This window comes from Bradyrhizobium sp. NBAIM03, from assembly GCF_020194055.1.
GTDB classification, from domain to species: domain Bacteria; phylum Pseudomonadota; class Alphaproteobacteria; order Rhizobiales; family Xanthobacteraceae; genus Bradyrhizobium; species Bradyrhizobium yuanmingense.
In genome coordinates this window covers 165,836-178,226 of the sequence record NZ_JADYVS010000001.1, presented here as the reverse complement: position 1 = coordinate 178,226, position 12,391 = coordinate 165,836, and the positions used below count along the sequence as shown (strand labels likewise).

Genomic DNA, 12,391 nt, shown 5'->3' with positions numbered 1-12,391 from the left:
TGAGAGGTCTACGGCTACGATGCCTGGTCGGTACGGCTGGCGGCCTGAGCGGCCTGCTCTCGCTTGCGCTCACGATCCTCGGCCTCGGCAAGCGCGCGCCGCGCGGCGGGTGGCAGCGGCTTTGGATCCGGCGGCACCTCGACGATGTCAGGCTTGCTCAGCTGCCTCGTGCGATCGATCGTCTCGGAGAGATCGAAGACGAAATCGACGAATTCGAAGATCGTATTCAAGAGAGGGGCGGCCATGGCTTCGTCCGGGGAATGTCCAGACCTGTGGTCGCTCCCGTTCCAGGTCCGGTTCAAGACGCCATGAACTTGGCGGGGCGCCGCAGCGACCAACGAACATGAGCCAGGTCATGACCGCATCGACGCCCCTCAATTTCCGCAGGATCGCTGCTCTCGTCGCGGCGGCCGGCACGCTGTTCTGGCTCTACACCTTCCATTACATCGCGAATGTTCCGCCCGGGGACGGCAGCGGCTTTCAATGGCTCGCGGTGTTTCCGCTGGGCATGGTTTTCGGGGCGTTCTTCCTGCCGGCTTGGCTGCTGGTTGCGATCGGCCGTTTGCCGCGCTTCACCACTGCCGTCGGCATTTGCGGCCTGATCGCCTTCGCGATCATCTGGGCGCAGCTCCTCAACGAGTTTCCGAAATCATAGAGTCGCTAAGACGCGTCATCCAGCGCCGCCAGCCGCTCGGCCTCGGCGATGTCCTCGACCGTGTTGGCATTGAAGAACGGATCGAGCGGCTCGATCGGCCACGTCACCGTCGCAAGCGGATAGCGCGCGGTCCAGCGGTCGATCTTGCGGAGGTCTTCGACCACGAGGGCGTGGCGCAGCTCCTCGCGCAAGGCGACGCGCCACAGGCCGATCACCGGATGCGACTGCTCGCCTGAGGCTGCGACCGCAAGCTGCGCATTCTCACGCGCGCGCGCCTCATGCAGCTGCGCGACGAGGTCGCGCGGCAGGAACGGGCAATCGCCGGCGGCGCTCAGCACCCATTCGATCTTCGGCCGGTTCGCCGCGGTCCAGTCGAGCGCCGCGAGGATGCCGGCGAGGGGGCCGGGGAAGCCGGGCACGTCGTCGGCGACCACCTGCAAGCCGAACGCGGCAAAGCGGGCGGGATCGCCGTTGGCATTGAGAATCAGTCCGCTGCACTGGGACGCAAGGCGCGCGATCACGCGTTCCAGAATGGTGCGGCCGCCGATGGTGCGCATCGGCTTGTCGCCGCCGCCCATGCGCCGCGCGAGCCCACCGGCGAGCAGCACGCCGAGAGTCGGCGGAACACGCGCCGCGGAAATGTCAGTCGTCACCGCCTTCACCCTTGCGCTTGTGCTTGGCCGATTCCTCTTCGACATAAGCGAGGTTCTGGTCGTAGACGATACGCTCTTCGCCTGCGAGCGCGATGAAGCGTTTGCCGCGGGTGCGCCCGACCAGCGTCAGGCCGACCTGCCTTGCCAGATCGACACCCCAGGCGGTGAAGCCGGAGCGCGACACCAGGATCGGAATGCCCATGCGCACCGTCTTGATCACCATCTCGGAGGTGAGGCGCCCCGTGGTGTAGAGGATCTTGTCGGACGCGTCGACGCCGTGGCGGTACATCCAGCCCGCGATCTTGTCGACGGCGTTGTGGCGGCCGACATCCTCGGTGTAGCAGAGCGGGGTCCCCTCCTTGCACAGCACACAGCCGTGGATCGCGCCGGCCTCCAGATAAAGCGAGGGCATGGTGTTGATGGTCTGCGTCATCTGGTAGAGCCAGGAGGTGCGCAGCTCTGCCTTAGGCAGCGCGACGCTCTCGACCGCCTCCAAGAGGTCGCCGAAGGCGGTGCCCTGCGCGCAGCCGGAGGTCTGCGTGCGCTTTTTCAGCTTGGCCTCGAAATTGGTGTGGTGTGAGGTGCGCACGACGACCACCTGGAGGTCGTCGTCGTACTCGACCTCGGTGACCACGTCGTTATATTTCAGCATGTTCTGGTTCAGCAGATAGCCGAGCGCCAGATATTCCGGATAGTCGCCGATCGTCATCATGGTGACGATCTCCTGGGCGTTCAAATAGAGCGTCAGCGGCCGCTCCATGGGTACCTTGATCTCGACCCTGGCGCCGGTCTGGTCGGTGCCGGTCACGCTCTGGGTCAGGCGCGGGTCGTCCGGATTGGGGACGATCAGGGGCACCGGGGCTTTGTCGATCTTCATCATGGCGGCGAGGTTAGCATGACATTCGGGTCAAGCCGATATAAGCATGGAGGGGAGAGAGCGAAATGCCACCTTGTCGTCATTACGAGCGCAGCGAAGCAATCCAGGATCTTTCCGCAGCGGCAGTCTGGATTGCTTCGCTGCGCTCGCAATGACGGGGAGGGGATGGTGGTTCCATCGGCGAGCGCTGGTTGCTGGAAAAGAGAGCTGGAATGAAAGTCATCGGCCTTGCAGGCTGGAGCGGTGCGGGCAAGACCACGCTGTTGACGCGGCTGATCCCGCATTTCGACGCGCAGGGCCTGCGCGTCTCCGTGATCAAGCATGCGCATCACCAGTTCGACGTCGACGTGCCCGGCAAGGATTCCTGGCGCCATCGCGAGGCCGGCGCGGCGGAGGTTCTGGTGGCCTCGTCGAAACGCTGGGCGCTGATGCATGAGCTGCGCGGGGCGGCGGAGCCGCGGCTGCCGGAGCTGCTCGACAAGCTCTCCGCGGTCGATCTCGTCGTGGTCGAGGGATTCAAGCGCGAGCCGCACCGCAAGATCGAGGTGCATCGTGCCGCCAACGGCAAGCCGCTGCTGTTTCCGGACGATCCCGGAATTGCCGGGATTGCGACCGACGTCGCGATTGACACGAGGCTGCCGACTGTCCATCTCGACGATATCGAAGGCGCGGCGGCATTGATGATACGGGCGGCGATGCCGGTCGAGGAAGCGGTAGCAAGAAGCGCCGCGACACGCTGACGAGGCACCATGGCGCAACTGTCGGACGATTGCTTTGCCTTCGGCGGCCCGATGATGTCGGTCGACGAAGCCGTCGGCCTCATCACGACGCGCGTCAACGCCATCGTCGATCTCGAGACGGTGGCGCTGGTCGATGCCGACGGGCGCGTGCTCGCGCGCGATCTGGCCGCGCCTTTGCCGCTGCCGCCGTTCACCAACTCCGCCGTCGACGGTTACGCCGTGCGCAACGCCGACCTTCCGGCAAGCGCAGAGCAGGCCTTCCCGCTTGACGGCCGCATCCAGGCCGGCGGCCTTGCGCAAGCGCCGATCAAGCCCGGCCACACCGCGCGCATCTTCACCGGCGCCCCGATGCCGCCGGATGCGGAGACGGTCTTCATGCAGGAGGACGTCCGCATCGATGCTTCAGGCAGGATCGTGCTGCCGCCGGGGCTGAAGCCCGGCGCAAATGTGCGGCCCGCAGGCGAGGACATTCCCCAAGGTCAGGTCGCGCTGCGCGCCGGCCAGCGCCTGCGGCCGCAGCACGTCGCCCTTGCCGCCGCGTTCGGCCTGACAAGGCTCGACGTCGTCAGGCGCATCCGTGTCGCCGTGTTCTCGACCGGCGACGAGCTCGCCTCGCCCGGCGAGCCGCGCGCCGCCTCGCAATTGTTCGATTCCAACCGCTTCATGCTGATGGCGATGCTGCGGCGGCTCGGCTGCGAGGTCAGCGATCTCGGCATTCTGCGCGATGAGCGAGCGTCGCTGGCGCGCGGCCTGAAGCAGGTCGCAGGCGGCCATGACCTGATCCTCACCACCGGCGGCGTCTCGACCGGCGAGGAGGATCACGTCAAGGCGGCGGTGGAGAGCATCGGCTCGCTGGTGCTGTGGCGGATGGCGATCAAGCCCGGCCGTCCCGTGGCGATGGGCATCATCGGCGGCACACCGTTGATCGGACTGCCCGGAAATCCCGTCGCGAGCTTCGTGACATTCGTCCATGTGGTGCGACCGACGGCGTTGGCGCTGTCGGGCGCCTTGCCGGAGCCGCTCTTGGCGATCCCGCTGCGCGCGGCGTTCACCTACAAGAAGAAGGCCGGCCGGCGTGAATATGTGCGCGCCTCGCTGCGGCGCGCGCAGGACGGCGGGCTCGAGGCGATCAAGTTCCCGCGCGAAGGCGCCGGGCTCCTATCCTCGCTGGTCGAGACCGATGGCCTCGTCGAGCTCGGCGAGGACATCACGAATGTCGAGCCGGGGCAGGACGTGGGCTTCCTGCCCTACGCCAGCCTGATCTGATGCCTCCTAACGTTGACGCAGCCGCTCCGCCTCGCCATGGTGCGGCCATGACCAGGACGACACTCGATCTCACCGGGTTGAAATGCCCGTTGCCGGCCCTGAAGACGCGCAAGGCGCTCAAGCCGCTCAAGGCGGGCGACCAACTCGAAGTTCACTGCACCGATCCGCTCTCGGTGATCGATATTCCCAATCTGATCCGCGAGACCGGCGACAAGGTCGAGATCACCGAGCGCAACGAGGCGCGCATCGTGTTCCTGGTCGAAAAGAGCGACGCCCCGTAGAAACGGGAATGTTCACGGCGGACGCCTTTGCGATCCCGCCGCGCCTCAAGCGACGTCGATAGGACTTCGCTATCGCAGCATGAGACGCCTTTATTGATCTCCCGGCCAATTCGGGCTTGGCTCGGCCTTGCTCAAGAACGCAGGGCCGGTGCTGGGCTCTGTTGAGCCGTGCAGCGTAACCACTTCCGCGAGCGTGATAATTTTCTTGGCATCTGGCATGCCAAAGGATAGAAGTGGAGTTCTGATAAGGACGAGATCGAGACGAAGCGATGAGCCACGAGGACGTGCACAAGGTCCGCTCCTTCGAGCATCCCGGTGAGGGACGCCGACGCGCCAAGGCGACCCCCAAGGGGCGGCAGGTCGATCCCACGGCCGCGCACGAGATCGAGCTGTTGCTCGGCGACAGGCCGCGGCGGCGCGATCTGTTGATCGAATATCTGCACCTGATCCAGGACAAGTATCACCAGATCTCGGCGGCGCATCTGGCCGCACTCGCCGACGAGATGAAGCTCGCCTTCGCCGAGGTGTTCGAGACGGCGACCTTCTACGCGCATTTCGACGTGGTGAAGGAAGGCGAGCCCGACATTCCCCCGCTGACGATCCGGGTCTGCGATTCGCTCACCTGCGAGATGCTTGGCGGCGAGAACCTGCTCGAAGATCTGCAGAGCGCGTCAGGTCCCGGCATCCGCGTCGTGCGCGCGCCCTGCGTTGGACGCTGCGACACAGCGCCGGCCGCCGAGGTCGGGCACAATTTCGTCGACCACGCGACCGTCGCCGATGTGATGGCGGCGGCAAAGGCCGGCGATACTCATACGCATCTGCCCAAATATACCGAGTACGATGCCTACGTCGCGGGTGGCGGCTACAAGCTGCTCAATCGTCTGCGCTCCGGCGAATTGTCGAAGGACGATCTCCTGAAAGCGCTCGACGACGCTTCGCTGCGCGGCCTTGGCGGCGCCGGCTTCCCCACCGGGCGTAAATGGCGCGCCGTGCTGGGCGAGCCCGGGCCGCGGCTGATGGCGATCAACGGCGACGAGGGCGAGCCCGGCACGTTCAAGGACCGCTATTATCTCGAAACAGATCCGCATCGCTTCATCGAGGGCATGTTGATCGGCGCCCACGTGGTGCAGGCGAGCGACGTCTACATCTATCTGCGCGACGAATATCCGGCCTCGCGCGAGATCCTCCAGCGCGAGATCGCAAAGCTTCCGTCGGGCGGCCCGACGCTGCATCTGCGGCGCGGCGCCGGCGCCTACATCTGCGGCGAGGAATCCTCGCTGCTGGAGAGCATCGAGGGCAAGCGCGGCCTGCCCCGGCACAAGCCGCCTTACCCGTTCCAGGTGGGCCTGTTCGGCCTGCCGACGTTGATCAACAATATCGAGACGCTGTGGTGGGTGCGCGACATCGTCGAGAAGGGCGCCGATTGGTGGAAGGGCCATGGCCGCCACGAGCGTCACGGCCTGCGCAGCTTCTCGGTCTCGGGCCGCGTCAAGAATCCCGGCATGAAGCTCGCGCCCGCGGGCATCACCGTGCGCGAGCTGATCGAGGAATATTGCGGCGGCATGGCCCACGGCCACCAGTTCTACGCCTATCTGCCGGGCGGTGCGTCCGGCGGCATTTTGCCTGCAGCGATGGACGACATCCCGCTCGATTTCGGCACGCTGGAGAAATACGGCTGCTTCATCGGCTCGGCTGCGATCGTGATCCTGTCGCACAAGGACAGCGTGCGGTCGGCCGCACTGAACCTGATGAAGTTCTTCGAGGACGAGAGCTGCGGCCAGTGCACGCCGTGCCGCGTCGGTACCCAGAAGGCGGCGCTGCTGATGCAAAGGCCGGTCTGGAACCGTGCCTTGCTGGAAGAATTGAGCCAGGCGATGCGCGATGCCTCGATCTGCGGGCTCGGACAGGCGGCATCGAATCCGCTGTCTTCCGTGATCAAATATTTCCCTGACGAGTTCAAGGAAGCCGCCGAATGACCAAGATCACGTTCGAACTCGACGGCAAGCAGGTCGAGGCCAAGCCCGGCGAGACCATCTGGCAGGTCGCAAAGCGCCAGGGCCGCGACATTCCGCACCTCTGCTATTCGCCGGCGCCGGACTATCGCCCCGACGGCAATTGCCGCGCCTGCATGGTCGAGATCGAGGGCGAGCGCGTGCTGGCTGCGTCCTGCAAGCGCACGCCGTCGGTCGGCATGAAGGTGAAGACCGAGAGCGCCCGCGCGACTGCTGCGCAGAAGATGGTGATGGAGCTGCTGGTCGCAGACCAGCCGGCGCGCGAAACCAGCCACGACCCGGAGTCGAAGTTCTGGCACTGGGCCGAGACGACAGGCGTCACCGAGAGCCGCTTTCCCGCCGCCGAGCGCTGGGCGACCGATGCCAGCCATCCGGCGATGCGCGTCAATCTCGATGCCTGCATCCAGTGCGGCCTGTGCGTGCGCGCCTGCCGTGAGGTCCAGGTCAACGACGTCATCGGCATGGCCTATCGCAATGCCGGCGCCAAGATCGTGTTCGACTTCGACGACCCCATGGGCGAGTCCACCTGCGTGGCCTGCGGCGAATGCGTGCAGGCCTGCCCGACCGGCGCCTTGATGCCGGCCGTGATGCTCGACGACAAGCAGACGCGCGTCACCTATGCCGACAAGAAGGTCGATTCGCTCTGCCCGTTCTGCGGCGTCGGCTGCCAGGTCACCTATGAGGTCAAGGACGAGAAGGTGATCTATGCGGAAGGCCGCGACGGCCCCGCCAATCACAATCGTCTCTGCGTGAAGGGCCGCTTCGGCTTCGACTACATCCACCATCCGCATCGCCTGACGAAGCCGCTGGTGCGGTTGCCGAACGCGAAGAAGGATGCGAACGATCAGGTCGATCCGGCCAATCCGTTCACGCATTTCCGCGAGGCGAGCTGGGAGGAAGCGCTCGACATCGCCGCCAAGGGCCTCGTCAAGATCCGCGACGAGAAGGGCGTGAAGGCGCTGGCCGGCTTCGGCTCGGCCAAGGGCTCGAACGAAGAGGCCTATCTGTTCCAGAAGCTGGTGCGCACCGGCTTCGGCTCCAACAACGTCGATCACTGCACGCGCCTCTGCCACGCTTCGTCGGTCGCGGCGCTGTTCGAAGGCCTCAGCTCGGGCGCGGTGTCGGCACCGTTCTCTGCCGCCATGGACGCCGAGGTCATCATCGTGATCGGCGCCAATCCGACTGTGAACCATCCGGTTGCGGCGACCTTCATCAAGAACGCGGTCAAGCAGAACGGCGCAAAACTGTTCGTTATGGATCCGCGCCGGCAGTCGCTGTCGCGGCATGCGACCAAGCATCTGCAGTTCAAGCCCGGCTCCGACGTCGCCATGCTGAACGCGATGATCAACACGATCATCACTGAGGGCCTGACCGACGACCAGTACATCGCCGGCTACACCGAGGGTTTCGAGGACCTCAAGGAGAAGATCAAGGAGTTCACGCCGGAGAAGATGGAGCCGATCTGCGGCGTCCCGGCGCAGACCTTGCGCGAGGTGGCGCGCACCTATGCGCGCGCGAAATCGTCGATCATCTTCTGGGGTATGGGCATCAGCCAGCACGTCCACGGCACCGACAATGCGCGCTGCCTGATCGCGCTCGCGCTGATCACCGGCCAGGTCGGCCGTCCCGGCACCGGCCTGCATCCGCTGCGCGGCCAGAACAACGTGCAGGGCGCCTCCGATGCCGGCCTGATCCCGATGTTCCTGCCGGACTACCAGCCGGTCGGCCGCGACGATCTGCGCGGCAGTTTCGAAAAGCTCTGGCAGCAGGATCTCGATCCCGTCCGCGGCCTGACCGTGGTCGAGATCATGAACGCGATCCATGCCGGCGAGATCACGGGCATGTATATCGAGGGCGAGAATCCCGCGATGTCCGATCCCGATCTGCAGCACGCGCGCCATGCGCTGGCGATGCTCGATCATCTCGTGGTGCAGGACCTCTTCGTCACCGAGACTGCGTTTCACGCCGACGTGATCCTGCCGGCCTCGGCCTTCGCCGAGAAGGACGGCTCCTTCACCAACACCGACCGCCGCGTGCAGCTGGCGCGTCAGGTGATCAAGCCGCCCGGCGATGCGCGCCAGGATCTCTGGATCATCCAGGAGATCGGCAAGCGCATGGGCCTGCCGTGGAACTATGCCGGACCCGGCGACGTCTTCACCGAGATGGCAGAGCTGATGCCGTCGCTGAAGAACATCACCTGGGAGCGGCTGGTGCGCGAAGGCGCGGTGACCTATCCGGTCGACGATCCGAACAAGCCCGGCAACGAGATCATCTTCACCACGGGCTTCCCGACCGCGAGCGGCCGCGGCAAGATCGTGCCGGCCAAGGTCATCCCGCCGGACGAGATTCCCGACGACGAATATCCGATGGTGCTCTCGACCGGCCGCGTGCTGGAGCACTGGCACACCGGCTCGATGACGCGCCGCGCCCAGGTGCTCGACCAGATCGAGCCGGAGGCGGTCGCGTTCATGTCGCCAAAGGACATGCGCAAGAAGAAGCTGGTGCCCGGCGATTTCATTCGCCTGGAGACCCGCCGTGGCGCCGTCGAGGTCAAGGTCCGCTCCGACCGCGACGTGCCGGAGAACATGGTGTTCATGCCGTTCTGCTACGCCGAGGCGGCGGCGAACCTGCTCACCAACCCGGCACTGGACCCGTTCGGCAAGATCCCGGAGTTCAAGTTCTGCGCGGCGAGGGCCGAGCGCGCCGAGATGCGTGACGCGGCGGAGTAGGGGACGTCATGGGTGGGGCGCATGGTGCCCACACCGTCATTGCGAGCGAAGCGAAGCAATCTAGACTGCCTCCGCGGCAAGATTCTGGATTGCTTCGTCGCTTCGCTCCTCGCAATGACGGTGCTACATGTGACGCATGTCCAAAGTCACCCCCGCGACACGCGCACTCACGGCCGCCGGTGTTGCCTTCACCGTGCACACCTACGACTATGATCCCGACGCCGAGAGCATCGGGCTGCAGGCGGCGGCCGCGCTCGGCGAGGAGCCGGCGCGCGTCCTGAAGACGCTGATGGCGCTGGTCGACGGCAAGCCGGTGTGCGTGGTCGTGCCGTCCGACCAGGAGGTCTCGATGAAGAAGCTGGCGGCGGCGGCGAGCGGCAAGTCGGCGCAGATGATGAAGCCGCCCGAGGCCGAGCGCGTCACCGGCTACAAGGTCGGCGGCATCAGCCCGTTCGGGCAGCGCAAGCCTGTGCGCACCGTGATCGAGCAGAGCGCGCTTGCGCATGATCTCGTCTATCTCAATGGAGGCCAGCGCGGCTTGCAGGTCCGGCTGAAGCCGGCCGATGCGCGGGACGTCCTGAAGGCCGTGGTGGCGGATGTGCTGGCGTGAGCGCGATGGAGCGGGATCATGAGGCGGCTGCTTCTGGCGGGGTTCTGGGTGCTGCTCGGCATCGCTTTTCCGGCAGAGGCACATGAGGTCAATCTCGTCACCGCGCGCGTGGGGCTGAGCCCTGATCGCTCGGTGAGCGTCGAGCTCGGGTTGAAGGGCAGCGATGTCGATCGCCTGATCGGTACGAAGATCTATGATCCGAGACGGGACGCGGTCGATCCTGTCGCGGTCGACGCGGCCAAGCCCGCGATCCTTGCCTATATGGGCACGCATCTGGCTGTCACAGGTGGTGCCAAGGCCTGTGTTGCCGGAGATGCCGCGATCTTGGCCGACGGCGACGGCATCGTCTATCGCAACAGCTTTGCCTGCGCCGACGCCGCCGGCGATCTCATCTATCGTTCCACCGTGCTGACCGAGAAGGACAAGGCTGCTCGACAAGTCGTGCTGATTGCGCAGGGGCGGTCGGAAACGCAGGCCTTGCTCGACGCCGGCAACACGACGGTCACGCTTTCAACCGCGCCGCCGTCGCTGTGGTCGACGATGCAGCGCTATGTCATCACCGGCATCGAGCACATCTTCCTCGGTTACGATCACATCGCATTCCTGATCGCGGTGGTGCTGTGGGCGCGACGGCTCATGCCCGTCGTCAAAATCGTGACGGCCTTCACCATTGCCCATTCAATCACCTTGTCGCTGGCCGCGCTCGATGTTCTCGTGATTCCGAGCAGCATCGTGGAGCCTGCAATTGCGGCCTCGATCGTCTTCGTGGCTGTGGAGAACTTCTTCTCGCGCGACGTCGACAGGCGCTGGCGCGTGGCTTTTCTGTTCGGCTTGATCCACGGCTTCGGCTTCGCGGGGGTGCTGCGTGACATCGGGTTACCGCCAAACACAGCCGTGCCGGCGCTTGCCGCTTTCAACATCGGCGTCGAGATCGGGCAGGTCGCGATCGTTGCGGTCGCGTTGCCGACCCTCCGTCTCGCCGATCGATGGAGCGGAGGGGACCGGTCCGAACCGGTGAGGGCGGCGGGGCTGGTTTACACGTTCTCTGCCATGATCGGCCTGCTCGGCGGCTATTGGCTGGTCGCGCGCGTCTTCGAAGCTTGAAATCAAGCGGTCTCTCTCGCGCGGTCGGCCTGCTTCCGCCACGGCGCGCGGCCCCACGGCTCCTGCGCACTTGAGTTCGCTCACAAGCCCTGTATAGAAACTGGAATAGAAATAGAATATCGTTCTGTACAATAGAACGAACGCAATTGAGGGACGAGACAATGGAATTCGAACGCGTCCGGCAGGACGACGGCTCACCGGTGCCATTCACGCCCGATGCCGTCATCGAAGCCTTCAAGGCGATTCCCGATTTGCTGATCCGCGACGAGGCCCTCACTGCCCGTGGTCGCTGGCTCGATGTGGATTGCCTGCTCGGGCCGAGCACGCAGCCATTCCACCTCGCCATTCGGGCCGGTCGGATCGTCGACATGGCGCCGGCGCCAGTGCTGATGCGTTCCTGGCGCTTCTCCTATCGCGCGACGCCCGCCGCGTTCGCCGCATATTGGCAACGAATGCCGCCGGCGGGATGGCACGATCTGCTGGCGCTGACCAAGCGCGGGCAGGCGACGCTCGAAGGCGATCTGCATCCATTCATAGCGTACCTTCAGTATTTCAAGGATCTTCTGGCGCTACCGCGGCGCAGCGGGTTCGGAGGCGCGTCATGAACGGCTTCATCGAGCCGATTGTCGGGCGCTACGTGCACGTCGAGATCGATGGCGAGGTCAACAGGATCTATTTCGAGGAGAACGGCAGCGGCATTCCCCTGGTTTGCCTCCACACCGCCGGCTCCGACGCGCGGCAGTGGCGTCATCTGCTCGTGGACGACGAGTTCACGAGGCATTTCCGAGTCATCACCTTCGACATGCCCTGGCATGGTAAGTCCAATCCCCCGGACAGCCGATATGGCAGCGAATACCGGCTGACCACCGCGAGCTACACGGCGACGATCCGCGCCTTCTGCAGCGCGCTTGGGCTGGAGCGGCCGGTGGTGATGGGTTGCTCGATCGGTGGCCGCATCGTGCTCAATCTCGCCATTGCGCATGCTCACGAGTTTCGCGCTCTGATCGGCCTTGAGGCCGCCGACTTCCAGCAGCCCTGGTACGAAACGACCTGGCTGAACCGGCCCGATGTTCATGGCGGCGAGGTCTGCGCCGCGCTGGTATCGGGATTGATCGCGCCTGGCGGTCCTGAGGGTGCGCGCAACGAGACACTGTGGGGCTACAAGCAGGGCGGACCCGGCATCTTCAAGGGCGATCTTTATTTCTATCGCGTCGATGGCGATCTGCGTGGTCGCACCGGCAACATCGACGTCAACCAGTGCCCGCTCTATCTGCTGACCGGCGAGTACGATTTCTCCTGCACGCCGGAGGACACGCTGCGGACCGCCGCCGGGATTCCCGGTGCGAAGGCCACCGTCATGGAGCGGCTTGGCCATTTTCCGATGAGTGAAAACCCAGGCCAGTTCCGCCGCTACATCGCGCCGGTGCTGCAAAACATCCTCGATAAGCAAAAGTCGTAAACGGG

General features: G+C 65.2%; 13 protein-coding genes. 10 read left to right on the top strand and 3 right to left on the bottom strand.

The annotated features are described in order from the left end of the window. Positions 1-14 precede the first annotated feature (14 nt). The gene (locus I6F21_RS00765) at positions 15-245 is read right to left on the bottom strand and encodes a hypothetical protein (protein ID WP_036011421.1); all 231 of its coding nucleotides are present in this window, start codon (positions 243-245) and stop codon (positions 15-17) included. A gap of 110 nt (positions 246-355) precedes the next feature. Between I6F21_RS00765 and I6F21_RS00760 the strand changes: the two genes are divergently transcribed. Further along, positions 356-655 (top strand): hypothetical protein, encoded by a 300-nt coding sequence (locus I6F21_RS00760; protein ID WP_225139055.1) that lies wholly within the window; start codon positions 356-358, stop codon positions 653-655. Between the two features lie 5 nt (positions 656-660). On the opposite strand, the gene mobA is transcribed toward I6F21_RS00760, so the two are convergent. Together mobA and fdhD are read right to left on the bottom strand one after the other, a co-directional pair. Continuing rightward, positions 661-1,317, bottom strand: coding sequence for a molybdenum cofactor guanylyltransferase MobA (mobA, locus tag I6F21_RS00755; RefSeq protein ID WP_225139054.1), 657 nt, complete (start codon positions 1,315-1,317; stop codon positions 661-663). Beyond that, positions 1,298-2,188: a formate dehydrogenase accessory sulfurtransferase FdhD gene (gene fdhD / locus I6F21_RS00750; protein ID WP_036011418.1), complete on the bottom strand. Its 891-nt coding sequence runs from the start codon at positions 2,186-2,188 to the stop codon at positions 1,298-1,300. Before fdhD ends, mobA begins: the two co-directional genes overlap by 20 nt. Positions 2,189-2,397: 209 nt before the next feature. On the opposite strand from fdhD, the gene mobB reads away from it, so the two are divergent. The 9 genes from mobB to I6F21_RS00705 all read left to right on the top strand — a co-directional run bounded on the left by mobB (position 2,398) and on the right by I6F21_RS00705 (position 12,386). Then, positions 2,398-2,925, top strand: coding sequence for a molybdopterin-guanine dinucleotide biosynthesis protein B (gene mobB / locus I6F21_RS00745; RefSeq protein ID WP_225139053.1), 528 nt, complete (start codon positions 2,398-2,400; stop codon positions 2,923-2,925). 9 nt (positions 2,926-2,934) lie between these two features. Then, the gene (gene glp / locus I6F21_RS00740; protein WP_225139052.1) at positions 2,935-4,191 is read left to right on the top strand and encodes a gephyrin-like molybdotransferase Glp; all 1,257 of its coding nucleotides are present in this window, start codon (positions 2,935-2,937) and stop codon (positions 4,189-4,191) included. A gap of 47 nt (positions 4,192-4,238) precedes the next feature. Next, positions 4,239-4,472: a sulfurtransferase TusA family protein gene (locus I6F21_RS00735; protein WP_036011410.1), complete on the top strand. Its 234-nt coding sequence runs from the start codon at positions 4,239-4,241 to the stop codon at positions 4,470-4,472. Between the two features lie 269 nt (positions 4,473-4,741). After that, entirely contained in the window at positions 4,742-6,448 is a 1,707-nt protein-coding gene (locus I6F21_RS00730) for an NADH-ubiquinone oxidoreductase-F iron-sulfur binding region domain-containing protein (protein ID WP_225182661.1), read from the top strand. Further along, on the top strand, positions 6,445-9,213 hold the full coding sequence (fdhF, locus tag I6F21_RS00725; protein WP_225139050.1) for a formate dehydrogenase subunit alpha: 2,769 nt from the start codon (positions 6,445-6,447) through the stop codon (positions 9,211-9,213). Before I6F21_RS00730 ends, fdhF begins: the two co-directional genes overlap by 4 nt. Positions 9,214-9,349: 136 nt before the next feature. Then, positions 9,350-9,823, top strand: coding sequence for a Cys-tRNA(Pro) deacylase (gene ybaK, locus I6F21_RS00720; RefSeq protein ID WP_036011401.1), 474 nt, complete (start codon positions 9,350-9,352; stop codon positions 9,821-9,823). An 18-nt stretch (positions 9,824-9,841) separates the two neighbouring features. Further along, entirely contained in the window at positions 9,842-10,927 is a 1,086-nt protein-coding gene (locus I6F21_RS00715; RefSeq protein ID WP_225139049.1) for a HupE/UreJ family protein, read from the top strand. A 161-nt stretch (positions 10,928-11,088) separates the two neighbouring features. After that, positions 11,089-11,532 (top strand): hypothetical protein, encoded by a 444-nt coding sequence (locus tag I6F21_RS00710; RefSeq protein ID WP_225112327.1) that lies wholly within the window; start codon positions 11,089-11,091, stop codon positions 11,530-11,532. Beyond that, positions 11,529-12,386: an alpha/beta hydrolase gene (locus tag I6F21_RS00705; protein ID WP_109145110.1), complete on the top strand. Its 858-nt coding sequence runs from the start codon at positions 11,529-11,531 to the stop codon at positions 12,384-12,386. The genes I6F21_RS00710 and I6F21_RS00705 overlap by 4 nt, the downstream gene beginning before the upstream one ends. The last annotated feature ends 5 nt before the right edge of the window (positions 12,387-12,391 follow it).